Here is a 26603-nt window from a genome sequence, read left to right on the forward strand (position 1 = left end):
AGGACCCCGCCATGCCCGCCGCCCCCTTCAATCCGCACGTTGCTGATCTCTCGGCCCCGCCAGTGCCTTCGGTGTTTGCCTGGGCGCGCGCCTATGATGGCGCAGCCGGCCCGATGATCGACTTGAGTCAGGCCGTGCCCGGTTACCCACCACATCCCGATCTTTTCGCCTGGCTGGCGGAGGCCGCGTCCGCTCGCGCGAATGCCGGCTATGGTCCGATTGAAGGCGAGACGCCCCTGCGCGAGGCCTATGCGGCAGAGGTTGCTGCGGTTTACGGCGCACCGGTCAAGGCGGAAAACATTCACATCACGGCCGGCTGCAACCAGGCCTTCATGGCAGTGGTCTCGGCCATCGCAGCCAGTGGCGATGCGGTGGCGCTGACCGATCCCTTCTACTTCAACCAGGAAACCACGCTGGCGATGATGGGCATCCGCCGCGAGCTGATCCCGCTTGATCCAGCCACCGGTTTCGTGCCCACCATCGAAGGCATCGAAGCGGCTCTGGCGAAAGGCGTAAAGGCCGTGGCGCTGGTATCGCCGAACAACCCGACAGGCGCAATTTACCCGGCCGAGCTGCTGCACCAAGCCTTCGACGCCTGCCGCAAGGCAGGTGCCTTCCTCATCCTCGACGAGACCTACCGCGACTTCCTGGCCAGCGCAGACCGCCCGCATGACCTCCTGTCGATCACAGGTTGGGAAGACAACCTCGTTCTCCTCTATTCCTTCTCGAAATCCTTCTGCATCCCGGGCCACCGCCTCGGTGCGATCACGGCCGGTCCCCGCGCCGTCTCCGAGATCGCAAAAGTCATGGACAATCTGCAGATCTGCGCGCCCCGCGCGCCGCAGGCTGCCGTCGCCAGGGCCATTCCGGCGCTGAAAGACTGGCGCAAGGAAAATCGCATCGAGATCCTGAAGCGCGCCGACACGCTGAAGAGCGTGATGGCAGAGCTCCCTGCCTGGAAGATGGACTCACTTGGCGCCTATTTCGCCTTCATCCGGCATCCCTTCCCCGGCAAGAATTCCGCTGATGTCGCGGAGAGGCTGGCGAAGAAGGCAGGCGTGCTCTGCATTCCCGGCGCCTATTTTGGCGATGACTGCCAGGACTACCTGCGCTTCGCCTTTGCCAATGCCGACAGCGCGACGATCGAAGGTCTGGTCTCCCGTCTATCGACTTTCACTCTGGACTGAGCAGACATGAAGAAAAGCGTGGCGATCATCGGCGGCGGTCCGTCGGGTCTGATGGCGGCGGAACATCTCGCCGGCAAAGGCCATGCCGTCACCGTCTATGACGCGATGCCCACGGTGGGGCGCAAGTTCCTGCTCGCCGGCAAATCCGGCCTCAATATCACCCATGCCGAGGACTATGCGCGTTTTGTTACGCGCTTCGGCGCGGCGAACGACCGGTTGCGCCCCGTGCTCGATCTGATGACGCCGACGGCGATCCGGAACTGGGCCGCAGGTTTGGGTACGGAAACCTTCGTAGGCTCCTCCGGTCGGATCTTCCCGAAAGCCATGAAAGCCTCGCCTTTGCTGCGCGCCTGGTTGCGGCGGCTGGAAGGAATGGGGGTGATTGTTCTCACCCGCCACCGCTGGACGGGCTTCGATGGTGATGCCCTGCTCTTCGACACACCCGAGGGATCGAAGCGCGTGGCCGCCGACGCAACGCTTCTTGCGCTTGGCGGCGCAAGCTGGCCGAAGCTCGGCTCGACTGCTGCCTGGGTGCCGCTGCTGCAAGCCTCAGGCGTGGACGTCACCGCGCTTCGTCCAGCCAATTGCGGCTTCGACTGCGACTTCTCCGACAGCTTCGACAGCCGCTTCTCCGGCCATCCGGTAAAATCGGTGAAGGCCACCTCGACCGCCGGCACCACCCAGGGCGAATTCGTCATCAGCCGGGGCGGGATCGAGGGCAGCCTGATCTACGCGCATTCGGCGGCATTGAGGGACGTGCTCGACCAGGAAGGTCATGCTGCGCTTACGCTCGATCTCACCCCGGGGCGAACGGCGGAGAAGCTATCCGCGGACCTCGCACGTCAGGATCGCAAGGCGAGTTTTTCGACAAGACTGAAAAAGGCCGCCAATCTCGACAAAGTAAAGATCGCCCTGCTGCGGGAGGTGAGAACCGACGCCAACCAACTCGATCCGGATGGCTTGGCAAGCCTCATCAAAGCCCTGCCGCTGACCGTAAATCGTCCTCGCCCAATCGAGGAAGCGATATCGACGGCAGGCGGAGTAGCGCTAGAGGCTATCGACGAGCGCTTCATGCTGAAAAGCCGCCCTGGCACCTTCATCGCCGGAGAAATGCTCGACTGGGAAGCTCCAACCGGGGGATATCTGCTCACCGCCTGCTTCGCGACCGGCATTGCCGCGGCACGTGGCATAGACCAATGGCGCACGGCGCCGGACGGCTGAGCCTTAGCGGCGAGCCTTGTCGTCCTATTTTCCCGGCTTGCGGAACTCGACGGTGGTCTTTGCGACCGGGAAACCGAATTTGGTGACGAGCGCCGTGTTGAGCACCGTACCGTCCTTGCGCAGCACCATCTTGTCCCAGAAGTGAACCTTGTTGCCCTTCGTCTCGGGGCTCAGATAGACGAGGTAGTTGAAGCGGGCAACAGTGCCATTCAGAGTCACTTTCGTCTCACCGATGACATCCTCGCGCGTGCCCAGATAGGTGGTCGGGCTTGTCTTGACGAAACGCCATGTCTTGCGGTCCTTGGTGCCGTCGTCAAAGACAAAGTCTTCGCGCAGTGTCAGCGTCTTGCCGTCCCACTTGCCGGTCAGATCAACGGTGAACTTGCGCTTCATCCCGTTGATCGCGCTGAACGAACCCACCGCTTCCGTCCGACCGGTGAAATAGTCCTCGAAGGTGAAATTGTCGGCTGCCTGTCCGGTGGACGGCAGCAGGCTCATGGCTAGCCCGACAAGGGCCAAGGTGAGCTTCGGCATGATTGGCATCTCCATCATTGACGTTGTGCAGACCACTACGCAAAGGATGGACGGCCGGATTTTGCCCCGGCCCGGCAAACACGTTTGTGAAGGCGGCACACACGCCGCCTTTGCATCCTGTCAGCCGTTGTCGCGCTGGTAAATCCAGTCATGCTGCGGATGATTCTGGAAGCGCCATTTGCGCAAGGGTCCGGCCATGACATTGAGATAATACATCTCATAGCCATGCGGCACGCCGCAGGGGTGATGCCCCTTCGGCACCAAGACCACATCACCGTCCGAGACGGCCATGGTCTCGTCCAGCGAGCCGTCCTCGGTGAACACGCGCTGGAAGCCGAAGCCCTGAGCCGGGTTGAGGCGGTGGTAATAGGTCTCTTCGAGATAGGTCATCTCGGGGAAATTGTCCTCGTCGTGCCGATGTGGCGGGTAGGACGACCAATTGCCCGAGGGCGTAAAGACTTCCGTCACCAGGAGGCTGTCGGCGACATCCCGGTCTTCCATGGCAATCGGATAGATATGCCGCGTATTGGCGCCCTTGCCACGCTCGACAAGCGAAATGCCCTCTGGCCCGATCCGCTGGGCCTCGCGGCCCGGCACGGCGGGCGCCGTGCAGATTGCAAGCACGCAGTCGGTCGTGGCCTTTGCCGCCCAGTCGGCACCCGCCGGCACATAGACGCAATGCGGCGGCGTCTTCTCGAAGACCGACATGCGGTCGCCGAGTTCGCCAAAGTCCTTGCCGCCACCGGAGACCGTTGCCTTGCCTTCGACGAGAACGAGAATGACTTCCGTCTCACCCGTGGCCTCTGCGGCACTCTCGCCCGCCTTCAGGCGATAAAGCCCGAAACCGACATAGCCCCAGCCTGCGCTGGCAGGTGTGATGTCGTGCACCTTGCTGGATGTGCCCGTAGGCTTGCGCAACAGATCGGTCATTCCTCGTCTCCCGTGTCTTAAGCTCAGTCGGCGTCGGAGCGCTCGGCCTCTGCCGCGATCCTGATACGCTCGGCCTCCGCCTTGGCTTCGGCCTTTTTCATCGTGTGGTCGTACATGAACAGCAACTCATAGCCCGCATAGAGGCCGGCCACGACGAAGACCATCGTCCAGCCGGTGGCGCCGTTCCAATACTCCACTCCGGCCCAGGCCAGCGGCAGCACAACACAGAGAATGCGGCGCCATAGCGGCTTGAAGAAAGGGTGGGTCGGGTCGAGGATCTGGAACTTCAAGGCTTTGCTCCCGGCAGTCTTGTGAATGGGTCGCCTGCAATAGAGCCCAAATCTTCCATCTGTCAAAACACGGGGCGAAGATAAGTCTCCGCCCCGGGGTTTCCATTCAGATCAGCCCGGCTTCCCTGGCAAAGCTCTTGAGCGACTTCAGACCCAGGCTTTGATAGTCAAAGGGATTGCGCACGTCCGGATCCTGCTCGGCCTCGATGACGATCCAGCCCTCATAGCTGTGCTCGGCAGCGATCTTCAGCACTGGCGGGAAGCTTACCCCACCTTCCGTGTCGCCAGGCACGGTAAAGACACCGCGACGCACGCCTTCGAGAAAGGACAGATTTTCGCTGCGCACCTGATCCGCAATCACCGGGCGTACATTTTTCGCGTGGATATGGCCGACGCGGTGCATGTATTTTGTGGCAATCGCTTCCGGATTGCCGCCGCCGAAATAGCAATGACCGGTATCAAGCAACAGCTTCGTATGCGGGCCGGTGTGCTCCATCAGTTTGTCGATTTCGGTCTCGGTCTCGACCACCGTGCCCATATGGTGGTGATAGACCAGCGAGATGCCCTGAGAGGCCGAGAACTCGGCCAGCGCCTCGACGCCGGCGCCGAACTTTGCCCATTCGGCGTCGATGAGCTTTGGACGGTCGGCAAGAGCCGTGTCATCGGCGCCATGGATGGCGTTCGAGGTTTCGCAGACGATGATCACCTTGCAGCCCATGGCCTTCAGCACGTCGAGGAAAGGCTGCATGGCGGCCTTTTCCTCTTCGATCGAGTTCGTGAGCAGGTTCAACGAATGCCAGCCGGAAACGAATTTCAGGCCGCGCGGCTCCAGCACCGACGTCAATTCGGCCGGATCGGTCGGCAGCTTGTGGCCCTTCTCGATGCCGTCGAAACCGATCTTTGCGGTTTCGTCGAGGCATTGTTCGAGGCTGATATGGGCGCCGAGGCGGCGGTCGTCGTCGTTGGACCATGCAATCGGATTGGTACCGAACAGGATCATCTCAGTTTCTTTCCTTGAGTGCGGCTTCATATGCTGCGCGGGCTTGCGTGACTTCCTTGCGGGCCGAAACCTCCGGCACCGCGACATCCCACCAGTAGCCGCCGGCTCCTGTGGTCGGATAAGGATCGGTATCAATGACGATGACGGTTGTCTCGGTCGCCGCACGGGCGGCATCGAGTGCGGTTTCCAGCTCTGATATCGACGACACCTTGTGGGATCGCGCACCCATCGACGCAGCGTGGGCGGCAAAGTCGATGGCCATCGGGCTGACATTCGTATGGGCGTAGAGATTGTTGAACTCAGCACCGCCGGTGCCCATCTGTAGCCGGTTGATGCAGCCGTAACCCCTGTTGTCGGTGATCACCAGCGTGATCTTCACGCCCATGCCGACTGCGGTCGCGAGTTCCGAGTTCATCATCATGTAGGAGCCGTCGCCGACCATGACGATAACGTCACGATCGGGCTCTGCCATCTTGATGCCGAGACCGCCGGCGATCTCATAGCCCATGCAGGAGAAGCCGTATTCCATGTGATAGGAAAGCGGCAGCTTGGACTTCCACAGCTGGTGCAACTCGCCCGGCATGGTGCCGGCGGCGCACATGACGACGGTGTTGTCGCGCGAGGCGCGTTGCACGGCGCCGATCACCTGCATGTCCGTCGGAAGCGAATTGCTATCGACCGGGGCAGCGGTGACGGCATCCGCCTTGGCGAACCAGGAGGCCTTGAGACCGGCATCGGGCGCACCGAACTTGTGATCGCCGAGCGCAGCCGAGAGCTTTTCCAGCCCGATCCTGGCGTCAGCCACGAGCGGGATCGCATCATGCTTGGCGCTGTCATACGCCTGCACGTTGAGCGCGAGGATCTTTCGGCTGGGATTCTTGAACAGTGCCCAGGACCCGGTGGTGAAATCCTGGAAACGTGTGCCGACGCCAATCACGAGATCGGCCTTTTCCGAGACCAGATTGGCGCTTTCGGCACCGGTCACGCCAACAGGGCCGAAGTTCAGACCATGGTCCCAGGCGAGCGCAGACTTGCCGGCCTGCGTCTCGACGACGGGGATCTGGTGCTTCTCGACGAAAGCCTTCAGCGTATCGGTCGCGCCGGAAAAATGCACGCCGCCACCGGCCACGATCACAGGGTTCTTTGCGGCCCTCAGGGCCTCGACCGCCGCCTCGAATTCCACGACATCGGGTTCGGGACGACGGAAGCGCCAGGTTTTCCTGGCGAAGAAGCTTTCAGGGTAATCGTAAGCCTCGGCTTGCACATCCTGGCAAAAGGCAAGCGTCACAGGACCGCAATCAGCGGGATCGGTGAGCGTGCGCATGGCGCGCGGCAAAGCGGTCAAAAGCTGCTCCGGCCGCATGATCCGGTCGAAGTAGCGCGACACGGGACGGAAGCAGTCGTTCGCCGACATGGTGCCGTCGCCAAAATCCTCGATCTGCTGAAGCACGGGATCCGGGCCACGATTGGCGAAGACATCGCCGGGAATGAGGAGAACCGGCAGGCGGTTGACATGGGCGAGAGCCGCAGCCGTCACCATATTGAGCGCGCCGGGGCCGATGGAGGACGTCACCGCCATCGCGCGACGACGGCCGAGCTGCTTGGCATAGGCGATGGCCGCATGCGCCATCGACTGCTCGTTCTGCCCGCGATAGGTGGGCAGCTCCTCGCGTATGCCATAGAGCGCCTCGCCGATGCCGGCCACGTTGCCGTGGCCAAAGATCGCCCACATGCCGGCGATATAGGGTACGCCATCCTCGTTCAACTGATTGGCGAGATAACGCACCATCGCCTGAGCGGCGGTCAGCCGGATCGTCTTCATGCTTGTCCTCCCTTGGCGGCAGCCGCCGCCTTCCGCGCCGCATCCCAGATTGCACAGAGGCTTTGGTAACGCGCCGCCATATCCTCCACAGCCTGGGTATCCGTAATGCTTCCGGCAAGCCACTTGCGCGCCGCGTCACCGAAGATGGTGCGCCCGACAGCAAACCCCTTGACGAGACCAAAGCCGGCAGCAAGCTGGAAACTCGCCTCCAGTTCCGCCTGCGGCGCATCGAGACCAAGCACAACGATGCCACGTGTATAGGGATCATGGCGCTCGATCGCCGCGCAGGCATTCGCCCAGGAGGCCGTCGTCTTCATCGGCTCCAGCTTCCACCAGTCGGGGTAGACGCCGATCTCGTAGAAGCGGTCGATGATCTTGGCCGTGGTCTCGTCATCACAGGCACCGACCTTGGACGGGATGACCTCCAGCAGGAATTCCAACCGGTTGCGGCGGGCCGCATGGAAGAGCCGCAGAACCGTCTGCTCCTGATCGGCTTTCATTTCGGCCGTGTCATCCGGGTGATAGAAGGCAAGAACCTTCACGACATGATCGATCGGCCATTCGACCAGACCGCCGAAATCCGGACCAATCTCCGGCTCCAGCGTCAGCGGGCGCGAGCCCGGCCATTCGACGGGACGGCCAATCCACAGGCCCGTGCCGGCAGCGCGATAGAGTGCATCGCGCCCCAGGCGGCTGTCGCAGAGCAGACCATACCCGGCTTTGCCATCGGAAACCCGCAGGGCGGCATCGAGGCAGAGGGTCTTGAACGCGCCGATCCTGTCGTCCGAAACATCGGCCTCCCTGGCCATGGCTTCCAGCTGCATCCGGTGGTCGAAGGCGAACACCCGCATGGTCGACCAGTCAGCCTTGCGATTGGTCGACCAATGCACCTGCTCGAGCGCTGCATCCTTGCGCAGCGCCTTGTTCTTGATGCCGGTCTTGAAGAAATACTGCAGTTCTTCCCAGCTCGGATAGGCCGGTGTGCAGCCATGGCGGGAGACGGCGAAGGCGCCGCAGGCATTGGCAAATTTCAGCGATGTCGGCCAGTCCTCGCCCGTCAGCCAGCCCTTGAGCAGCCCGGACATGAAGCCATCGCCGGCGCCCAGCACGTTGAAGACTTCGATCGGAAATCCCTCGCCGGCCTGCCCCTCGTCGAGACTGTCAGGGATAGCATCCTCGAAGACCACGGCGCCCATCGGCCCGCGTTTGCAGACCAGCGTCGCCGGCGAGACCTGCCGCACGGCTCTCAGCGCCTCGATCGTATCGGTCGAGCCGCCGGCGATATGGAATTCCTCTTCCGTGCCGACGATCAGGTTGAACAGATGCAGCGTCGACTGCAGCTTTGCAGTCACCTTTTTGGATTCGACGAACCGGCTCTCGCCATCGCCATGGCCAGCAAGACCCCAGAGGTTCGGGCGGTAATCGATGTCGAGTGCGGTCAACCCTCCCGACTGCCGGGCGATTTCCAGCGCCTTCAGAACGGCCTGTTCGGTCCGAGGGTTCGAGAGATGCGTACCCGTCACACACACGCAACGCGCTTCGGAAACGAAGTCCGGGTCGATGTCCTCTTCCGACAGCGCCATGTCGGCGCAGTTCTCGCGGTAGAAAATCAGCGGAAACTGGTATTCGTCGCGGATGCCAAGCAGCACCAGCGCCGTCAGGCGCTCCTTGTCGGTCTTGACGCCGCGCACATCGACGCCCTCGCGCACCAGCTGTTCGCGAATGAAGCGACCCATATGCTCGTCACCGACTCGGGTGATCAGCGCCGATTTGAGGCCAAGCCGCGCAGTTCCGGCCGCGATATTGGTCGGCGACCCGCCAATATACTTGTTGAAGGAGGCCATGTCCTCCAGCCGACCACCAACCTGTGCCCCGTAAAGGTCCACGGACGAGCGGCCGATCGTGATCAGATCGAGCGAAGCCAAGCGATTTCCTCCCTGTGACGCGGGATCTCGCGCCCCGCCTCGAGCCCCCGTCCGCGATTTGGAACGGCGCCCTTCTGAAATAGACTATAAATTCTATTTTTCAGAATTTCAATACGAACATTCAGTCATCCTGTCGCGCAGTGCCGACAGCAACCGAGAGCGTGATTGCCAGGCAAAGCGTGGCCGACAGCGAGCGGAATGCCCCGAAATCGACTTCCGAAACCGACAGCAGCGTCGCCCCCATGCGCCGGAGCGGGCTGACGACCGTATCCGTGACCGCAATGACGGGAATACCGCGCCCTCGAACCTGTTCGACGAGCTCGAGTGTCTCGGTCGAATAGGGCGAAAAGGTTACGGCGAGGAGCGCGTCGCCTTCGCGGATTGCATGGTGATTGTCGAGCCGCCCGACGACGCTGTGCAACATGGCAGGAACGCCCATCTTCTCGAAGGCATAGGCCATGTAACTCGCGACCGGAAAGCTCCGCCGCAGACCGATGATATGAATCATCCGCGCCTCGGAAAGCTGCCTGACGGCAGCCTCCATCGTCGGCGGATCAACTGTTTTGACGAGATTTTCCAGCGAGAGTCGGCCCGCCTCCACAAATTCGGCCAACAGCGCCGAAGGTGAGCCCTCGGCCTTTTCTCGCAGATGCTGGAGGCGTGTCGAGTAATCGGGCCACCCCCCGACAAAGCTCTCTCGAAACAGCTTTTGCATTTCGGAGAACCCGGAGAACCCCATGATCTGGCAAAACCGCATGAAGGCAGACGGCTGCACGCCCGCACCCTCTGCCATCTCTGCGACGGTAGAGACGGCGATGCGGTCCTTGTTGGCTGCAACATAGTCAGCGCATTGCTTTAGTCGCTTGGGCAGGCTGCCGGAGACTTCCAGCAACCGGTCCTCGAACTCCTTGATCGTCTGCGCTCCGCCGCTCTCGCTCATTCCGCCCCTCACCCTCATCCGGACACATCGTCACGCTTGACAGAATCCGTGTCACGATCTAGCAAAATAGAACATATATTCCAAAACGCGGTTTTTGCCAGCGTGAAATGGAACATTGATCAGGTGCCTCCATATGGAGCGCCCAACGACATCACGATCGCCTCCTCTTGACGAGAGACCAGGGCGTGGCAGGGAGGGAATGAACATGGTCACGAGACTGGCACTTCTGGGCGCTGGCCGCATCGGCAAGGTGCATGCGAAAGCCATCGCGGAAGACAAGCGCGCGAAACTCGTCGCTGTCGCCGACGCATTCGCGGAAGCCGCAAATGCCATCGCCACGCAGACCGGATGCGTCGTGAAGACGATCGAGGAAATCGAGGCAGACAAGGCTATCGACGCCGTCATCATTTGCACGCCGACCAACACCCATGCCGACCTGATCGAACGTTTCGCCAAGGCCGGCAAGGCGATCTTCTGCGAAAAGCCGATCGATCTGGATGTTAACAGGGCGAAGGCCTGCCTTGAGACCGTGCGCGCTGTTGGCGGAAAGGTCATGCTCGGTTTTAACCGTCGCTTCGACCCGCACTTCCAGGCCGTGCGCAAGGAAATCGACAAGGGCTCGATCGGCAAAGTGGAGATGGTGACGATCACCAGCCGCGACCCGGGCGCGCCTCCTGCCGAATATATCAAGGTCTCCGGCGGCATCTTCCGCGACATGACCATCCACGATTTCGACATGGCCCGCTTCCTGCTGGGCGAAGAAATCGAAACGGTCCAGGCCTCGGCCTCGGTGCTGGTTGACCCCAAGATCGGCGAGCTCGGCGACTACGACAGTGCCTCGCTGATCCTGACGACAAAGAGCGGCCGCCAGGCGATCATCTCCAACTCGCGCCGCGCATCCTATGGCTACGACCAGCGCATCGAGGTGCACGGCTCGCTCGGCTCGGTCTCGGCCGAAAACCAGCGGCCGGTCTCGATCGAGGTCGCCAACAAGGACGGCTATACCCGCCCGCCGCTGCATGATTTCTTCATGACGCGATACACGGCGGCCTATGCGGCCGAGATCTCTGCCTTCATCGACGCGCTCGACAACGGCACGCCGATGGCGCCGTCAGCCGAAGACGGCCTGATCGCGCTGGCGCTCGCCGACGCGGCAGTGAGGTCGGCCAGGGACAAATCCGCAGTCACCGTCGCCTACTGACGACGAAGAGCTCCCGCGCTGCCGCAAGGCGGCGCAGATTGGAAACGCCGCCCGAACCTCCTCGGGCGGCGTTTTCCGTTTCTCATGATGACTGTCAGACGACGAGTTCGCGGCGTTCGACTTCGGTCAACATGGCAAGGTCGAGGATCTTCTGCAGGTTGGCCGCATGGCGGAAGCTCGGCTCCTGCGCATAGCCGGAACGGATCGCGGTGATGAACTTCTGATAATTCGTTTCCACCGGATCGACTTCGATCTCGCGCCAGACGGCCTTCTCGACATCCTCCTGGAGGCAGGCCCTGAGGCTGGACTTGTCCAGACGATGAATGACTTCCAGCGCGCCTTTGTCGCCATGCACGCGCAGGCGAAGCTCGTTCAAATGGCCCGTTGCCCAGCGGCTCGCATGGATGACGCCCATGGCACCATTGGTAAACTCGGCCGTCATGGTGAAACTGTCATTGGCGTCGAGATCATATTCGCCGATCTTGTTGCCCGGCGCCTTTTCGAAGGCTTTCATCCGGGCAAAGACGTGATCGATCTCCGTCACCGCGCCAAAGCCGACAAAGTCGAGGATATGGATGCCGACATCGCCGAGCACGCCGTTGGAGCCATGTTTCGTCGACAGCCGCCACAGCCACTGGCTTTCGGTCGCCCAATCCCCCCAGGCCTTGGAGACGAGCCAGCTCTGCAGATAGGAAGCCTCGATATGACGAACCTTGCCGATCTCGCCGGCCAGCACCATCTGCCGGGCCTTCTGCACCTGCGCCACATTGCGGTAGGTGAGGTTGACCATGTTGACGAGGCCGGAATTCTCCGCCGCCGTCGCCATTTCGTCGGCCTTGGCGTAATTCTCCGCGAGCGGCTTCTCGCACATGACATGCTTGCCGGCAGCAATCAGCTTGAGCGTCGTCGGATAATGCACCTTGTCCGGCGTTACATTGGTGACGGCATCGAATTCACCCCAGGCGATCGCCTCGTCGAGCGAGGTGAAGGTGTTGGGAATGTGGTGCCGAGCCGCAAAGGCGCGCACTGTGGCCATATCGAGATCGACCGCCGCCACAAGTTGCACGTCGGATATCGTCGAAAAGTTCATCGCATGGGAATTGGCCATGCCCCCGGTGCCGAGCACCAGAAGACGGATAGGGGCAGCGCTCATTTATAGCCTTCCTCGCCAGCCTGGTGCAAACGCGGCCCTCGCTCGGTGATTGGCTCCAGCGCCTCTTCGACCGGGACATTCGGCGCATCGTGCACGGCGCCGTAACGCGGCATCGGATTGTAGGCCCACTTGACCCCGTTGCGGATGACCTGCTGCACATTGGCATCGTGGTATGTCGGATAGGTCTCGTGGCCCGGACGGAAGTAGAAGATGTTGCCGGCCCCACGCCGCCAGGTCAGGCCCGAGCGAAACACCTCGCCACCGGCGAACCAGGAGATGAACACGGTCTCCAGCGGCTCGGGAACGGAGAAGAATTCGCCGTACATTTCCTCGTTTTCCAGCACGAAATTCTCAGGGATACCGGCGGCAATCGGGTGGCCGGGATTGACGGTCCAGATCCGCTCGCGCTCGCCCGCTTCGCGCCACTTCAACGCGCAGGGAGTGCCCATGAGCCGCTTGAACGGCTTGGCGAAATGCCCGGAATGCAGGACGAGCAGACCCATGCCTTCCCAGACCCGTTTCGCAACCCGCTCGACAACCTCCTCAGAGACTTCGCCATGCGCCTTGTGACCCCACCACACGAGCACATCGGTCTCGGCGAGCCGGTCCAAAGGCAAACCGTGTTCCGGCTCCTGCAGGGTCGCCGTCGTTGCCTCGATCTCGGAATCCGTGTTCAGCGCAGCAGCAATCGTCGCATGCATGCCATCGGGATAAATCTCCCGGACGGTTGCGTTTTCCCGCTCGTGAATATTTTCACCCCAGACAACAGTTCTGATCGCCACGTGCTTCCTCCTTGATTAAGACCGGAGCGACCGGCCATGCGCCACGCCCCCATGGGCCCGTCGCTCTGTCTCACCTAGGCATGAAAACGAACGAAACTAGGGCATGTCGGCAAATAATTGAAACCGCTTTGGCCGTCATCATTTGCAATCCGGTCAACGTCTGTCAAATGGCAATTTCCTGACTTCAAGCACTCGCGGGCGTGCCCTGCAGACAGCCCCTCTCTCCCGGATCAGCACCGCTTTGGAAGCGCTTTGACAGCCGGGGTCGAGAATTGCCAGATGTCCGGGAGCATGTGATAAGCGGCAGCAGCCGGGGTGTTCCCGCAGGAGTTCGACGGCACGAATGAAGCTCAAGGAATTCGCCCAGCAGATCGGATTGTCACCGACAACGGTGAGCCGCGCTTTGAGCGGCTATCCGGAGGTGAACGAAGCGACACGCACCAGGGTGTTGCAGGAGGCCGCCCGCCTCGGCTACCGGCCCAACATCAATGCCGTTCGCCTCGCGACCGGACGGGCGGGCGCCATCGGCGTCGTCATGACCAAGACCGGCGACTACCAGTTTTCCGAATTCATGAGCGGCATGGCCGACCGCCTGAGCGGCGAAGACATCGACATGCTGATCACGCCGATGGCCGAACACGACACGGGCGATGAAATTCAACTCTACCGACGCCTCGCAGAAAGTCGCCGCGTCGATGCTGTCGTCATTCATTCGCCACGCCCCAGGGATCCGCGCATCGCCCTGCTGTCCCAACTGAAACTTCCCTTCATCGTGCACGGCCGCTCATCCACCGAGGTGCCGCATGCCTGGCTGGATATCGACAACGAGGGCGCCATCCGGCGCAGTACCGAACACCTGCTCGATCTCGGCCACCGGCGCATCGCACTGTTGAACGGGCGCGAGGGTCTGACCTTCACCCTGCATCGGCTCGCCGGTTACACGGAAGCGCTGCGCGACCGTGGCATCGACTTCGACCCGAAGCTTGTCACGCATGGCGATTTCACCGACGAGATCGGCTTTCACTTTGCCCGCGCGGCACTCGAGCAGCGCCCGCGCCCAACTGCCTTCGTCGCCGGCTCGATGATGACGGCACTCGGTGTGTACCGCGCGGCCAGGACGAGGAACCTGATCATCGGTCAGGACATATCCGTCATAGCCCATGACGACGTCTTCCCCTATCTGACCGCGGAGAACATGACGCCGTCGCTATCCACCACCCGTTCTTCGATCCGCGCTGCCGGAAGCCGGATCACTGACCTCCTTCTGCAGATTTTGGCAGGCCGTGAGGCGAGCGATGTCAGGGAACTCTGGCCGGTTGAACTCATCCTGCGTGAAACGAGCCGCCCCGTATCGAGGGAACAGTCGACATGACGGACAGAAGATCAACCCGGGTCGTCGTGATCGGCCACATCAACCACGATCGCATCTGGCGCCTGACCGAGCCGCTGCGTCCCGGCGGACGCATCGCCTGGTCGTCGCGTGATACACGCCTCGGCGGCGGTGGATATTTCACCGCCAAGCGTCTTCTCGATTTCGGCCATGACGTGGCACTTCTCTCGAACTTGATGACGGATGACCATGGCGAGACTGCGCTTGCGGACCTGGAGGCGACAGGCTTCGACACAAGCCTGATCGCCCGCCGCGAAGGCGCAACCGACTTTGCCGATATCCTGCTCGATCCGACCGGCGACCGCACCATCCTGTCGAGCGAGCGCCGCCTGTCTCGAACCTTCCTGCTCGACAAGCCCGTGCATGCCGATGCCTTTTACGTGAATGCGCCAAAGCTGCCGCAGACCATAGTGGACTCGCTCGAACGAGCCCCTCTTGTCGTGTCGCAACTGCCGATACGTGAGGGTGGGCCGCGACCGGCCGATGTCATCGTGGGGTCGAAGGCCGATCTTCCAGGGATGGCACTGGCGGATGTCTGGCGCGTTGCAGCAGAGCTCGGGACAAAGCGCCTGACACACCTCGTGATGACCGACGGACCGGATAGGATTTCGCTCTTTGACGGACATCTCGAGCAGACCTTATCTCTCGCCCGCACGGTCAGCGTTCCGGACACGATCGGCGCCGGCGACACCTTCAGCGGTGCCCTGCTGCATGGATTGCTCGAAGGTCGCGGCATTGTCGAGGCGACAAGGCTCGCAGGAGACACGACGACCGATTGGCTGGAGCAGCGCGAACAGGCTGCCCACGTCTCGGCAATCGAGAAATCAATCTCTTAACATCTTTATTTGATCGCCTTCCGGGAACCGGTGAGCCGCCTGTGAGTTCATGGCAGCGAAATGGAGGAAGGCATGACCGAAGCCGATATCACCTGGACCCGCCCCGTCGAACTGGAACTTCCCTGCGGTCTGACACGGCGGTTCCTGAATGCCTATGACGCACTCGATTTTCTCGATGCCGAATGGCCAACGCGACGTGGCTACGCCTATGAGCGTGCCATTCGCCTGTGCAGGCAGGCCCTGCGTGGTAGCCGCTCCTCGGAACTGGCCCGCAGCGCTTTTCTCGCGGCGGCCGCCGAAGCGGGAATTTCGCAATGCTTGAATCCGGCGCGCCGCGTCAGCTTCCGTCCGCAACGAAATCGTGACGTTGCCTGACCGGCCTGCGCGCGGGCGCTGCTGCCCGCACTGAACGCTCTGATTTCTCCGCAGTCCGAGCACAGCCAAACGCTCCGCAGTTCGCTCTAGCGCAGCGCCTCATGAGGCGGCGGCTAGCAAGGCCGCGCGCCCATTCGGTGTTGCGCAAGCGTCGCCGCCGTCATTCATCAGAACTCAGGATAGCCACGGTCTGACCATCCATCAGAGCCCGCATCAGCAAGGCTTCGCCCCCCGCCACTGATCGCCTTGAGAGAATCTCGCTCCACGTTCGATGGTGCATGTCCTCGGGCAAAGCGAGCCTGGTGTCACCCCAGAACTGATCCGCCTTCAACCCTTCGCCATCCCGGATCATGGCCAGGGGCCAACGGCAGGCAAGGGTGACGACCAGTTGTTCGGCATGCCTGCGCGCAAAGGCGATCACATGGCGCATTCGACGACCTTCGCAGCGCAGCGGAATATAGTCTCCCCGCAAGAAGAGATCCGGGCGTTCATTGCGCAGGGCAAGCCCGCGACCCACCAGGGCCTGTTTCAGCCAACCCGCCTCCAGTGCCTTACGGTCGGTCCAGGACACCGGCGCAACCGGATCGAACTCCGACAGCGCGGAAAATGCCGGAGGGCGGCGGTTGTCGGGATCGACGAAACTGAGATCAATGCCCTCACTGCCTTGATAGATGTCGGGAACGCCCGGAGCGGTCAGCTTGATCGCGGTGAGGCTCAAGCCGTTGATCAGTCCACCCTGGATGATCGGCCTGATCTCTTCGGAGACGCCCCGAACGAAGGCATGGTTGTCGAGCATCAGGGACCGGACATGGTCTCTCACCGCGCTCTCGAAGACATCATTCACGTCGTTCCAGTCAGTGCGCAGCTTGGCCTCGCGCATGGATTTCCCCAGGAAAGCGAGCAGACGTTCGGTGAAATCGGCAATGCCTTCCCGATCTTTGATATCGAGTTCTGCTGGCCAATGCGCGATGATTGCCTGGAAAATCGCCCATTCCAGCTCGGGATCCGGAGCCGGGCCGCCATCTAGAACCTGGACAGTCCCCCTGTTCGTCTCCCGCCATCGTTGGAAGAGGCTGACGAACCGTCCGGCATCTTCCGCCAGCGCAAAGAGCCGCGCCCTCGCATCCTCGCCGCGCTTCGTATCATGGGTGGACGAGGCTGAAAGGCCGAAGGGCTGGCTCGCCTGCCGCTCTCGCATCAATGAATGGAAATGTTCGAGACCTCCCTCGTCCGGCTCCAGTTCGCCTCCCACCTCATTCAGGGCAAGAAACTCGACATGCCGGAAGAACAGCGTGTCCTCGAGTGATTTCGCCATCAGCGGCCCGGTCAACTGCTGAAACCGGCAGCGGAAAATGTCATCCGCCACGCGATGATCCTCGAAGCGCCCGGCCCCCTTGAGAAGATCGACGATTGACCAGGCAGCATCGGCGGCGGTCTCATCCAGCCGAGTTTTGATTGCGGCAAGCACCTGATCGAGAAGATGGTGGTCCGACGAGGACATCTCCCCCTGCACGCTGTAGGTCCGATACCGGGGAAAGGCCAGAAGAAGCTCTTCCAGCGCCCTGCGGATCGTTTCCTCGTCCAGCCCGAGCAATTCTCTTCCCTGCTTGACCAGCGCATTCACTTCTCCGGCGAAATTCACCCGGATCATCCGAAGCTTCGCCTCGCGCATGCGCTCCGGAATGGACAAGGTCTCACCGGCGAGCTGATTGTAGGTCTGGCGTAGCGTGATGAAGCCCTCCAAGTCGAGGAAGGCTGGCACCTGCGCCGCGATGAACTCGTATCCTGTCGATCCCTGGACAGGCCAGTCGGCTGGCAGTTGCTCACCCGGTGCCAGGATCTTTTCGACGACAATAAACACGTCCTTGCCGACGCTGCGGCGCAGGCGCTGCAGATAGCCGGCCGGATCGGCGAGACCATCGACATGGTCGATGCGCAGTCCATCCACATGGCCGGATCGGACCAGCTCCAGGATGGTTCGATGGGCATCGGCGAACACGTCCTCCGCCTCGACCCGGAGCCCGACCAATCCAGCGATTTCGAAGAAACGCCGATAGCTCAGGCCCTTGGCCGCCTCAGACCACGACATCAGTCGATAGGGCTGAAGGTCGTGCACCGACATGAGGAATTGCGGCTCGTGCGCGCGTTGGTTCAGAGCCGCAATCAGCGGGTCGCAGTCGTCCCCCGCGCAAAGCGCACGAACCGCAGCGTGAAAATCGTCCTCCGCGCCGGCATCGGCGTGCCGCCCCAGATCGGCAAGCCGTTCTGCGAGCGGATCGGTGAATTCTTCAAGGACAAGCGGATAGGTCGAAGGGTGCAACGGGTAGAAACTGTCGAAATACCGGATCGCCAGAACCCCGTTTTTGCGGTCGAGCGTGAGCGTGATCTCCCCCTCGGCCACCGCCTGCTCGAAAGGCTTGCCGAGGAAAGGCAAGGTCAGTCGCTGGCTCCAGTCGATATCGAAGTAATGACCATAGCGGCTCGCCTTCCCCCACTCGATCACGCTACGCCACCAGGGATTCTCCAGACTCGCCGCCATATGATTGGGCACGATGTCAAGGATCAGGCCGAGCCCTTCTGCCTTCAGCGTAGCTGCGAGCTCTTCGAGGCCTTCACGCCCTCCAAGCACCGGATCAACGAGATTGGCATCGGTGACATCATAACCATGCGTCGACCCTGCCGTGGCAGCGAAAACGGGCGCAGCATAGAGATGCGTTATTCCGAGCCGCTTCAGATAGGGCACGAGGCCGATGGCGCGGTCGAAATCCATGCCGCCGCGAAATTGCAGGCGGTAGGTCGAAACGGGAACTCGCATGCTGGCATCCTTGGCGTGGGGGTGACCGACGTCAGCTAACGCCGACCTGCCACCCTTGTTCCACCCGGAACGATGGGATGCACAACTGCTCGTGCAAGCCGAGTTCTCCGTATGGCAACTCCGCTGAGCATGGCATGCGTCCGTCTTGCCACGGATGAGTTTTCTTGACCTTTTTTGGATCGCGGATTTAAATAATCGAGATAATCAAATATCTTGGAAAGGTGAGGCTGATTCGAGAAAGCCTCGCAGGCTAAATGATTTAGCTGGGGATGCGGACATGCGGGAACAGACGGATATAGAGACCTGGGCGATGGTCCGGGCTCATCAGATCATTATGCAGCAGGGCGCAAATCTGGTCGTGGCTGCTCAGAGACTGGACCACAAGAAGACCACCGCCAACACCTATGCGTTGCGGACTGCGATCATGGCTTCGCTGATCGAGGCGCTGAAGTCCCCACCGGCAGAGACGGTCTCGCCGATGGAAGCACGGATCGTCACACCGGCCTGATCACCGACAAGCGTCACGACCGGCGGGCAGGCAGAGCCCACTTGTCTCCGACAAGACGATCATATTCCGGCGGTTCAAACGCTTCGAAGCCGCCGCCGGGATAGAGCGTTAGCTCGCCGACATAGAGATTGTCGCCGGTATCGAACAGATCGACCCGAACGAAATCCAGGTCGCGTCCAAGAGCCTCCGACAGAGAGACCATCATCTCAAGCAATTGCGGACGTGGGATTTCATGCGGATAGGGCGGATAATAGTCCGGGTCATGGAACGGCAGGCGCTCCCAATCGCGGGAATAGGTCGCTGAGTAGCCCTGATTGTCCGTGCGCGTATCGATCATGATGTACGATAGCCGCCCATTGAAGACGAAACAGCGATAGTCCCAGGGAATGCCGCCGTCCTTGTTCAGCATCTGCTCGATGACCACCTTGCGGTCGACCTGTGAATAGGCCCATTCCCTGTTGTAGCGGGCATGGTCGATGGACAACCACTCGGCGCAGGGATCATTGCGCTTGAGCGCTTCGACATCCTCGGGCGTATAGAGAAACTCACCGAGCCCGCTCGCATGGTTTGGCTTGATGACGACCGGCAGCGGGATCGTCGACCAGTCGACATCCGAAAGCTTCGTGCCGGCCCAAAAGGTCGGGATCACATGCTGGGCTCCGACCTTCTCGGCGACGTAGTCCTTCACCGCGAGCTTGTCGACCAGCTTTCCATAGAGCGGATTGCGGTCATGTATCTTCCGGTACTGGACCTTTTCCGAGAACGTCTTCGGCTGATCGACATCGGGCCATTCGCCCTTGATGCTCCAGAATTTGAGTTGGATATAGAGCTTGTCCGGCAGCGGCGCGATCAGGCGCCAGAAGATGCGCTTCATGAGATAGCGAAACGAATTCTGGTCGTAACCAGCCCGGATGAAGCTTTCCTTCTGTTCTTCTGCCAAGACCGCGTCTCCCGTTCCCGTTGCCGGCGAAGTCTAGAGGCCCCGGTTTATCGTCGAGTTAACTGGAAGCGCTGAATACAGGCTTTCCTTCAGCTTGATCGGAGACATCAGACATGCGAGCGTCCGGCCATGCGAATTCTGCTCGTGGAAGACACGCTCGACGTCGGAGAGGCAATCTCACGCCGCTTTGAAACCATCGGCCATACGGTCGACTGGCAGACTGACGGCCGTGCTGCGGCGGACATCCTGGTTTTCACCGAATACGACCTCGTCATTCTCGATGTCATGCTGCCGGGCATGGACGGTTTCTCGATCCTGAAGCGATTGCGCGATGGGGGCAGCACCGTGCCAGTTCTGGTGCTGACGGCCCGGTCAGAAATCGACGATCGTGTCGGCGCGCTTGATCTCGGTGCCGACGACTATCTCGTGAAGCCCTTCGACTTTCGTGAACTGGAAGCCCGCGCGCGCGTCCTGATGCGTCGCCGTACCGGAGGCGAAGCGACCAATGTCATCGTCTGTGGCGATGTGCTGCTCGACAGAAGCCAGCGCTCCGTCAAGGTCGGCAATCGCGAAGTGCCACTCAAGCGCCGGGAAATGACCCTGCTCGAAATCCTCGCGAGCCGGCCGGGCCGTGTGTTCAGCAAGGACCAGCTTCTTGACCAGATCTTCGGCTTCGACGAGCCCGCAGGGCCCAACGCCATCGAGCTCTATGTCGGACGCCTGAGGAAAAAGCTGGAAGGAGCAAAGGCACGCATCGTGACCGTCCGCGGTGTCGGCTATCAACTGGTGTCAGATGCAGAGGACTAGGCGCTCTCTTTTCGCCCGCCTGGTCATTCGCGTGGCTGCAGTATTGGCAGGCGGCGCAGCGATTTTGATGACTGCTGCCTGGTTCTATGCGCGGGCCGCCGCCGACGAGGCCTATGATCGCCTCCTCCAGGGCGCAGCCATCCAGATCCTCGACAGCCTCGTGGTCGAGGAAGGTCGAATTGCAGTCGATCTGCCGCCGAGCGCCTTCGAGCTGCTCGGCCTCGCTCCGCGCGACAAGATCTTCTACCGCGTCGTGGCACCCGATGGCACCACGTTGACGGGATACGAGGACCTCGACTTTCCCGCCGACGTGGCCAATGCCCGGACACAGGCGCTTTTCGAGACCGCGAGCTTCCGCGACCTGCCGGTTCGCATGGTTGCCGCGAGCCGCGCGATCGCGGATCCCTCTATCGGTGGATGGGCGAATGTCCTGATTGCGCAGACGACCGAAGCCCGGCAGGAACTGACCACGGAACTCACCACCCGCGCGCTCGTTCTGGTCGGCGTGATGAGCCTTCTGGCCCTCGGCGGCACCATTTTGGCCGTGCGGTATTCGCTCCACCCGCTGGATGCGCTCGGCGACACCCTGCGGCGCCGCGACAGCCAGGACCTGACGCCGCTGGCCATCGACGTGCCCCGCGAACTCTCTCCCTTCGTCGAGTCGATCAACCACTTCATGCGCCGTCTCGACGATCGCCTACGCCTCCTGCAGCGCTTCATCGCCGACAGCGCCCACCAGATCCGCACGCCGCTGACGGCACTTTCGGCTCAGGTGAGCCTGATCGACGAGGACGCACTCTCCGATGACGATCGCCGCCACCTGAACCGGGTGAAGAACCGCGCCTCCGAACTTGCCCGTTTTACCACCCAGCTGCTCAACCACGCCATGGTCATCCACCGCTTCGACTCGGTCCAGCTCTCGCCGGTGGATGTGGTCGACGTGGCCCGCAAGGCTTTCCGCGCCGCCGTTCCGATCACCATCGATCCGGATATCGTCGTTTCCTTCGAGGCCCCGCCAGAGGCGCTGATGGTGCTCGGGGATGCTTTGAGTCTGCGCGAGGCCATCGTCAACGTCATCGACAATTCGCTCCGCCACGGCGTTATCTCCAGCCTTGCCGTTCGGATCGTCAGGCGCGGCAACTTCGTGCTGGTCGAGGTGGAAGACGACGGTCCCGGCATTCCCGCACAGGACTGGCCACAGGTCACCCGCCGCTTCGTCTCCTCGAAGAGCGGCGAAGGCAGCTCCGGCCTCGGCTTCGCAATCGCATCGGAAGTGGCCACGACATTGAGCGGGGCCCTCGCATTCCGCGAGCCCACGCCTCAGAGCGGCTTCACCGTCTTCCTCGAACTCCCCCTGCTAGACAAGAGGTCCGCGCCATGAACCTGAAGCGCAAGATCGCGTCATTGATGGCTTGCCTGCTGACGAGTTCCCTCGCCTCGACATCCGTTCTGGCGCTCGAGGGCGACCGGTCCATCTTCCCGGCGCCGGGTACGGAACGCGCCCGGCTGGTCATCAACGGCGTGACCGACGCGGAGGTGATCGCGCCCCTGATCCGCGACTTCCAGCAGAAGGCACCGGATGTCGCGGTGGAGTTCAACGACTATGTCAGCAACGATCTGTTTCGCGAGGCGGAATTGGCGTGTCGCGAGAAGCGCAGCCATGGCGACCTCTGGATTTCCTCCTCGGTCGACCATCTGGTGAAGCTCGCCAATGACGGCTGCGCCCGGTCCCATCGATCGGCAGAGACCGAACGGGTCTCTGCCTGGGCCAACTGGCGAGACGAGATATTCGGCTTCGCCTTCGAACCCGCCGTCATCGTCTATGACGCCTCCCAGGTCCCCCCGGAAGACGTGCCGCGTTCGCATGTGGAAATCGCCGAACTGCTGCGCCGCAAGCCGGACGAATACTGGACCCGGATCGGCACGTACAACGTCAAGCTCTCGGGCGTCGGCTATCTCCTGGCCTTCCATGACGCCCTGCAGGCCCCGACCAGTTACGGCCGGCTTCTGGAGAGCTTCAGCCGTGCCGAAGTCGTGACCAGTTGCTGCAACAAGGAAGTGCTCGACCTGATCGAGACCCGCCGCCTGAAGATTGCCTACAACATCCTCGGTTCCTATGCCTATGCACGCTATCTGCGCAACAACGACATGCGGGTCGTCGTGCCGCGCGATTACACCCTGATCTTGACAAGAGGCGCGATGATCCCGACCCACTCGCCGCAACCAGACCTTGCCGCCCGCTTTGTGGATCATCTGGTGTCGGAACGCGGGCAGAAGGTCGCGCGAGAAAAGGCCTTTTACTTCGCCGAAAACGCACCTTTGCCACCCGGCGTAGACGGGCCCATCTCGCTGATCGAATCCGGTATCGGCCGCCCCATTCGCGTCGGCCCCGCACTCCTCGCCGCGCAGGACCGAGCGACCCGGGAAGAATTCATCCGCAACTGGACATCGCTGCTGGCGCCCGGCGCCCAATGAAAACGCAGGAACCCGCGCCCGTACAGCCAGCATCAACGAAAGAGGCGGCACCATCGGATGATGGCGCCGCCTTTATGGTCTTGTCGAAGCCGATGGCGCCAGCTTAGTCGACGCCGCGAGCAATCACCACGGGGGTGACGTATCGTCTTTGATAGGCAAAGAGCGAACCGCCGACCAACAACCCGATCAGATCCGAGATCAGACCGCCGCTGATCATGCTGAGGGCGGCGACTAGCAGCACCAGACGAAGCGGCACCCCAAGCCGACCGAAGAACCAGCCCTGAACCGCGGACGCGAGCATGTAGATCCCAAGGCTTGCCGTCAGGAACACGTGCAAGATCTCGAGCCAGGTTCCCTGCATCAGCATGGCCTGGGAATAGAAGAACATGAACGGCACCACGAAGGCGGCAAGACCGATCTTGAAGCTTTCCACGGACGTCTTCATCGGATCGGACCCCGAAAGGGCTGCCCCTGCATAGGCGGCGAGCGCCACCGGCGGCGTGATCGCGGACATGACGGCGAAGTAGAACACGAAGAAGTGCGCCGTCAGAACCGGAATGCCGAGATTGACGAGACCCGGTGCAACCACGGCTGCCGCGACCGCATAGGCGGCGGTCGTCGGCATGCCCATGCCAAGCACGATGGAAATGCACATCGCGAAGAACAGCGCCAGCAACTGGTTCTGTTCCGCAATCCCCAGCAGAAGGCTGGAGAAGCGCGCCCCGACGCCGGTCAACGCAATGACGCCGACGATGATGCCCGCGCAGGCGCAGACTGCCACCAGCTGTATCGACATGCGTGCGGCGATGTCGAATGCCTTCGCCAGCAGCCGCGGCCCCATGCGATGCGGCGTCAACCAGCTGACCGCGGCGGCCGCCATCATCGACACCGTGCCGGCGCGGATGACAGAGTACCCCGCAAACAGGGTGTAGATCAGCATGATGATCGGGATGAACAGGTAGACCTGCTTCAGGAGTTCCTTGAAGACCGGCAATTCTTCCTTCGGAAGACCCTTCATGCCGAGTTTCGTGGCCTGCAGATCGACCATGAAGTAGACGGAGGCAAAGTAGAGGACCGACGGAATGATCGCCGCAATCACGATGTCCGTATAGGGAATGCCCGTGACTTCCGCCATGATGAAGGCCCCTGCCCCCATGATCGGAGGCATGATCTGGCCGCCGGACGACGCTGCAGCTTCGATAGCTGCCGATGTCTTGGCCGGATAGCCGACTTTCTTCATCAGCGGGATCGTCAGCGAACCGGTCGAGACCACGTTGCCGGCAGACGTTCCATTGATCATGCCCATCAGACCGGAGGCGAGAACGGCCACCTTGGCCGGACCACCACGCGCACGCCCAGCCGCGGCAAAGGCGAAGTTCACGAAGTAGTCGCCCACTTTCGACGCCTGCAGGAAGGCCGCGAAGGTGATGAAGAGAATGATGTAGGTCGACGACACCGCCACGGGATCACTGAGGATTCCCTGATCGGTGAAGATATAGGTGAAGAAGCGCCGCGGGTCGTATCCGCGATGCGCCAGGAAGCCGGGCAGATAGGGGCCGGCGAAGGAATAGAGAATGAAAATCGAGGCGATCACGACAAGGGCGAGACCCGCAACGCGACGCGTCACTTCGAGAATGAGGATGACGCCGACGAGGGCGGCATAAAAGTCCGCCGGCTGCGCCATGGCCGTTCCGGCCCTCAGACGAAGCGGTCCGACGTTGAACAGGATGTAACCGAGGACGGCGATCGAGGCGAGACCGAGCGCATAATCTGCCCAGTCGACACGCGTACGGTCACGACTGGGGAAGAACCACACGGCCGCGAGGGCTGCCACCGTGCCGGCCAGAAGCGGCAGACCGAAGCTCGAGAAGACGAAGACGGGTGGCCGGGCATTGCCCGTCATCCAGTAGGCGCCCCAGGCATAGGCAATCATGGCGAAGCCATAACCGATGCCACCGATGCCCGCCAGCAAGAGAAGCCATGCGATCGGGTTGCGTCGCGCCTGCCCAGGTGCGGTGGTCGGCAATTGCACGGCAGAATAGATCAGGAAGCCGAGAAGCAGTCCGCCGCAAACGTGGATCAGGCGATAGGTCCAGGTTTCGAGCGGATAGAGGTTCATCACCCCGATGTGGAAAGCGGTATAGGCGATGCAGAGAACTATGATGGCCTTGTTGAGCCAGCCTGCATGGAGCCGCTGGTTGCTCGCAACCGGCTCCTCATCGACATTGTGAGCCAGGATGGGCCCAGCGGCTTGCTGCGCTGAGATATTGTCAGCTTGTGTCATGATTGTGTGTCCCGATAAGGAAGCCGGATCTAGCACGAAGGAGGCGGCAGCCGATGCCGCCGCCTCCTGCCTGCGCATCAAGGCGCAGGTATGGGCGTTACTGGCCCTTCAGAGCATCGGGAATGGTGATGCCTTTTTCCTCGAAATAACGCACGGAGCCGGGGTGGAACGGCAGGAACGAGTTCTTCTCGATGTTCGCCGGGATGGTTTCCGCAGCCGTGGCATGGATCTGCATCATGCGATCATTGCTTTCCATGACCAGCTTGGTGATCTCATAGGCCAGCGATTCCGGCATTTCGGCATTAGCAACAGCGAAGTTCCAGAGGCTGACAGTGCTCTGCGGATCAGGGAAGCCCTCATACAGGCCGCCGGGCACTTCGAAGGCTGCCAGTTCCGGCATGGCTTCGAGGATCTTCGTCTGCTCGTCAGCATTGAAGCCGAAGATGTTGACATCGTTTTCAGCCGCGATCTGCGCGAAGGCAGAAATCGGAACGCCGGCAGCGAAGGCGAAGGCATCGATCAGACCATCCTTGACCTGGCTCGTCGCGTCGTTTGCACCCGAGAACGAAATCTCAGGCTTCACGCCGACGCTTTCGAAATAGCGCGGCCAGTAGGTCGCGGCCGTGCCACCGGCCGGACCGACGGAGACGCGCTTGCCATCGAGATCTGCAACGGAGGTGATGCCCGACGACTTCAGTGCAACGACCTGAAACGGGGTCTGGTACATCGGGAAAAGGGCGCGCAGGCTCTTGTGCTCGACGCCAGGCGCAAGCTCGCTATTGCCGGTCCAGGCCTCGTATGCCGGGCCCATGGTCACCAGGCCCATGAGGTGGTCACCGGTTTCGATCAGCGTGGCATTCTGCACCGGGCCACCGGTCACTTCAGCCGATGTGTTGACGCCGAGCTTCTCCGTAATCAGGCCGGCGAGACCCGTGCCATAGATGAAGTAGGTACCGCCCTGGCTGGCGGTGCCAATGGTCATGCTGCCCGGCCAATCGGCCTTGTCCTGAGCGGAAACGGGTGCAGCAAACGTCAGAGCCATGGCACCGGCCATAGCGATCACGAACTTTTTCATGAAGTCCTCCCTGTATATTGAATGCGACTGAATTCGGCGCCTCCTCAGGGCCGAACCTGATATGAGCTAAGCCTCGGCTGGGTCGGAGAGGCAACGCGCGACCGGGCGTGTCA

General features: G+C 61.6%; 23 protein-coding genes. 10 read left to right on the plus strand and 13 right to left on the minus strand.

Going from position 1 to position 26603, the window contains the following annotated elements; all coding sequences use genetic code 11:
• Positions 1-11 precede the first annotated feature (11 nt).
• Positions 12-1187, plus strand: coding sequence for an aminotransferase (locus tag QTL56_RS10305; protein ID WP_245135856.1), 1176 nt, complete (start codon positions 12-14; stop codon positions 1185-1187).
• A 6-nt stretch (positions 1188-1193) separates the two neighbouring features.
• Positions 1194-2408, plus strand: coding sequence for a TIGR03862 family flavoprotein (locus QTL56_RS10310; RefSeq protein ID WP_245135853.1), 1215 nt, complete (start codon positions 1194-1196; stop codon positions 2406-2408).
• 24 nt (positions 2409-2432) lie between these two features.
• Here the strand turns inward: QTL56_RS10310 and QTL56_RS10315 are convergent, their stop codons facing one another.
• The 7 genes from QTL56_RS10315 to QTL56_RS10345 form a co-directional block, all read right to left on the minus strand.
• Positions 2433-2942, minus strand: a complete 510-nt coding sequence (locus tag QTL56_RS10315; RefSeq protein WP_229574724.1) for a DUF3833 family protein — start codon at positions 2940-2942, stop codon at positions 2433-2435.
• 120 nt (positions 2943-3062) lie between these two features.
• Positions 3063-3872, minus strand: coding sequence for a 5-deoxy-glucuronate isomerase (gene iolB, locus QTL56_RS10320; protein ID WP_245135851.1), 810 nt, complete (start codon positions 3870-3872; stop codon positions 3063-3065).
• Between the two features lie 23 nt (positions 3873-3895).
• A complete protein-coding gene (locus QTL56_RS10325) occupies positions 3896-4162 on the minus strand; it encodes a hypothetical protein (RefSeq protein WP_229574726.1) in 267 nt (88 codons plus the stop codon).
• Between the two features lie 106 nt (positions 4163-4268).
• Complete coding sequence (gene iolE, locus QTL56_RS10330) at positions 4269-5162, minus strand: myo-inosose-2 dehydratase (protein WP_245135850.1); 894 nt, start codon at positions 5160-5162, stop codon at positions 4269-4271.
• 1 nt (position 5163) lies between these two features.
• Complete coding sequence (gene iolD, locus QTL56_RS10335) at positions 5164-6984, minus strand: 3D-(3,5/4)-trihydroxycyclohexane-1,2-dione acylhydrolase (decyclizing) (RefSeq protein WP_245135848.1); 1821 nt, start codon at positions 6982-6984, stop codon at positions 5164-5166.
• The gene (locus tag QTL56_RS10340) at positions 6981-8909 is read right to left on the minus strand and encodes a bifunctional 5-dehydro-2-deoxygluconokinase/5-dehydro-2-deoxyphosphogluconate aldolase (RefSeq protein WP_245135845.1); all 1929 of its coding nucleotides are present in this window, start codon (positions 8907-8909) and stop codon (positions 6981-6983) included. Before QTL56_RS10340 ends, iolD begins: the two co-directional genes overlap by 4 nt.
• A 121-nt stretch (positions 8910-9030) precedes the next feature.
• A complete protein-coding gene (locus QTL56_RS10345; protein WP_229574730.1) occupies positions 9031-9849 on the minus strand; it encodes a MurR/RpiR family transcriptional regulator in 819 nt (272 codons plus the stop codon).
• Positions 9850-10054: 205 nt separating this feature from the next.
• On the opposite strand from QTL56_RS10345, the gene iolG reads away from it, so the two are divergent.
• Positions 10055-11050, plus strand: coding sequence for an inositol 2-dehydrogenase (iolG, locus tag QTL56_RS10350; RefSeq protein ID WP_245135843.1), 996 nt, complete (start codon positions 10055-10057; stop codon positions 11048-11050).
• A gap of 94 nt (positions 11051-11144) precedes the next feature.
• Here the strand turns inward: iolG and QTL56_RS10355 are convergent, their stop codons facing one another.
• On the minus strand, positions 11145-12203 hold the full coding sequence (locus QTL56_RS10355; protein WP_245135842.1) for a Gfo/Idh/MocA family protein: 1059 nt from the start codon (positions 12201-12203) through the stop codon (positions 11145-11147).
• Positions 12200-12985 (minus strand): ThuA domain-containing protein, encoded by a 786-nt coding sequence (locus QTL56_RS10360; RefSeq protein ID WP_229574733.1) that lies wholly within the window; start codon positions 12983-12985, stop codon positions 12200-12202. The genes QTL56_RS10355 and QTL56_RS10360 overlap by 4 nt, the downstream gene beginning before the upstream one ends.
• A gap of 343 nt (positions 12986-13328) precedes the next feature.
• On the opposite strand from QTL56_RS10360, the gene QTL56_RS10365 reads away from it, so the two are divergent.
• The 3 genes from QTL56_RS10365 to QTL56_RS10375 all read left to right on the plus strand — a co-directional run bounded on the left by QTL56_RS10365 (position 13329) and on the right by QTL56_RS10375 (position 15586).
• Positions 13329-14357, plus strand: a complete 1029-nt coding sequence (locus QTL56_RS10365) for a substrate-binding domain-containing protein (RefSeq protein WP_245135839.1) — start codon at positions 13329-13331, stop codon at positions 14355-14357.
• Positions 14354-15211 carry a PfkB family carbohydrate kinase gene (locus QTL56_RS10370; RefSeq protein WP_245135837.1) on the plus strand — a complete coding sequence of 286 codons (858 nt, stop codon included), beginning with the start codon at positions 14354-14356 and terminating at the stop codon, positions 15209-15211. The genes QTL56_RS10365 and QTL56_RS10370 overlap by 4 nt, the downstream gene beginning before the upstream one ends.
• A gap of 72 nt (positions 15212-15283) precedes the next feature.
• Positions 15284-15586 (plus strand): DUF982 domain-containing protein, encoded by a 303-nt coding sequence (locus tag QTL56_RS10375; protein WP_245135836.1) that lies wholly within the window; start codon positions 15284-15286, stop codon positions 15584-15586.
• Between the two features lie 160 nt (positions 15587-15746).
• On the opposite strand, the gene treY is transcribed toward QTL56_RS10375, so the two are convergent.
• Positions 15747-18401 (minus strand): malto-oligosyltrehalose synthase, encoded by a 2655-nt coding sequence (gene treY / locus QTL56_RS10380; protein WP_245135834.1) that lies wholly within the window; start codon positions 18399-18401, stop codon positions 15747-15749.
• Between the two features lie 277 nt (positions 18402-18678).
• On the opposite strand from treY, the gene QTL56_RS10385 reads away from it, so the two are divergent.
• A complete protein-coding gene (locus QTL56_RS10385; protein WP_229574738.1) occupies positions 18679-18909 on the plus strand; it encodes a hypothetical protein in 231 nt (76 codons plus the stop codon).
• A gap of 13 nt (positions 18910-18922) precedes the next feature.
• On the opposite strand, the gene QTL56_RS10390 is transcribed toward QTL56_RS10385, so the two are convergent.
• Positions 18923-19849: an ATP-grasp fold amidoligase family protein gene (locus QTL56_RS10390; protein ID WP_245135832.1), complete on the minus strand. Its 927-nt coding sequence runs from the start codon at positions 19847-19849 to the stop codon at positions 18923-18925.
• Positions 19850-19978: 129 nt separating this feature from the next.
• On the opposite strand from QTL56_RS10390, the gene QTL56_RS10395 reads away from it, so the two are divergent.
• The 3 genes from QTL56_RS10395 (at position 19979) to QTL56_RS10405 (ending at position 23131) form a co-directional block, all read left to right on the plus strand.
• Complete coding sequence (locus tag QTL56_RS10395) at positions 19979-20656, plus strand: response regulator transcription factor (RefSeq protein ID WP_229574740.1); 678 nt, start codon at positions 19979-19981, stop codon at positions 20654-20656.
• Positions 20657-20723: 67 nt separating this feature from the next.
• Complete coding sequence (locus QTL56_RS10400) at positions 20724-22037, plus strand: sensor histidine kinase (RefSeq protein WP_245135829.1); 1314 nt, start codon at positions 20724-20726, stop codon at positions 22035-22037.
• Positions 22034-23131, plus strand: a complete 1098-nt coding sequence (locus QTL56_RS10405) for an ABC transporter substrate-binding protein (protein WP_245135827.1) — start codon at positions 22034-22036, stop codon at positions 23129-23131. The genes QTL56_RS10400 and QTL56_RS10405 overlap by 4 nt, the downstream gene beginning before the upstream one ends.
• A 103-nt stretch (positions 23132-23234) precedes the next feature.
• Here QTL56_RS10405 and QTL56_RS10410 read toward each other — a convergent pair whose 3' ends face one another.
• Complete coding sequence (locus QTL56_RS10410) at positions 23235-25415, minus strand: TRAP transporter permease (RefSeq protein WP_245135825.1); 2181 nt, start codon at positions 25413-25415, stop codon at positions 23235-23237.
• A gap of 97 nt (positions 25416-25512) precedes the next feature.
• Complete coding sequence (locus tag QTL56_RS10415) at positions 25513-26490, minus strand: TAXI family TRAP transporter solute-binding subunit (protein WP_245135823.1); 978 nt, start codon at positions 26488-26490, stop codon at positions 25513-25515.
• Between the last annotated feature and the right edge of the window lie 113 nt (positions 26491-26603).

This window comes from Peteryoungia algae (genome assembly GCF_030369675.1).
Taxonomy (GTDB): domain Bacteria; phylum Pseudomonadota; class Alphaproteobacteria; order Rhizobiales; family Rhizobiaceae; genus Allorhizobium; species Allorhizobium algae.

Bases quoted from the DNA above. Each gene is read 5' to 3' on its own strand.
- QTL56_RS10305 (WP_245135856.1), top strand. From the start codon at position 12: ATGCCCGCCGCCCCCTTCAATCCGCACGTTGCTGATCTCTCGGCCCCG.
- QTL56_RS10310 (WP_245135853.1), top strand. From the start codon at position 1,194: ATGAAGAAAAGCGTGGCGATCATCGGCGGCGGTCCGTCGGGTCTGATG.
- QTL56_RS10315 (WP_229574724.1), bottom strand. From the start codon at position 2,942: ATGCCGAAGCTCACCTTGGCCCTTGTCGGGCTAGCCATGAGCCTGCTG.
- iolB (WP_245135851.1), bottom strand. From the start codon at position 3,872: ATGACCGATCTGTTGCGCAAGCCTACGGGCACATCCAGCAAGGTGCAC.
- iolE (WP_245135850.1), bottom strand. From the start codon at position 5,162: ATGATCCTGTTCGGTACCAATCCGATTGCATGGTCCAACGACGACGAC.
- iolD (WP_245135848.1), bottom strand. From the start codon at position 6,984: ATGAAGACGATCCGGCTGACCGCCGCTCAGGCGATGGTGCGTTATCTC.
- QTL56_RS10345 (WP_229574730.1), bottom strand. From the start codon at position 9,849: ATGAGCGAGAGCGGCGGAGCGCAGACGATCAAGGAGTTCGAGGACCGG.
- iolG (WP_245135843.1), top strand. From the start codon at position 10,055: ATGGTCACGAGACTGGCACTTCTGGGCGCTGGCCGCATCGGCAAGGTG.
- QTL56_RS10355 (WP_245135842.1), bottom strand. From the start codon at position 12,203: ATGAGCGCTGCCCCTATCCGTCTTCTGGTGCTCGGCACCGGGGGCATG.
- QTL56_RS10365 (WP_245135839.1), top strand. From the start codon at position 13,329: ATGAAGCTCAAGGAATTCGCCCAGCAGATCGGATTGTCACCGACAACG.
- QTL56_RS10370 (WP_245135837.1), top strand. From the start codon at position 14,354: ATGACGGACAGAAGATCAACCCGGGTCGTCGTGATCGGCCACATCAAC.
- QTL56_RS10375 (WP_245135836.1), top strand. From the start codon at position 15,284: ATGACCGAAGCCGATATCACCTGGACCCGCCCCGTCGAACTGGAACTT.
- treY (WP_245135834.1), bottom strand. From the start codon at position 18,401: ATGCGAGTTCCCGTTTCGACCTACCGCCTGCAATTTCGCGGCGGCATG.
- QTL56_RS10385 (WP_229574738.1), top strand. From the start codon at position 18,679: ATGCGGGAACAGACGGATATAGAGACCTGGGCGATGGTCCGGGCTCAT.
- QTL56_RS10395 (WP_229574740.1), top strand. From the start codon at position 19,979: ATGCGAATTCTGCTCGTGGAAGACACGCTCGACGTCGGAGAGGCAATC.
- QTL56_RS10400 (WP_245135829.1), top strand. From the start codon at position 20,724: ATGACTGCTGCCTGGTTCTATGCGCGGGCCGCCGCCGACGAGGCCTAT.
- QTL56_RS10405 (WP_245135827.1), top strand. From the start codon at position 22,034: ATGAACCTGAAGCGCAAGATCGCGTCATTGATGGCTTGCCTGCTGACG.
- QTL56_RS10410 (WP_245135825.1), bottom strand. From the start codon at position 25,415: ATGACACAAGCTGACAATATCTCAGCGCAGCAAGCCGCTGGGCCCATC.
- QTL56_RS10415 (WP_245135823.1), bottom strand. From the start codon at position 26,490: ATGAAAAAGTTCGTGATCGCTATGGCCGGTGCCATGGCTCTGACGTTT.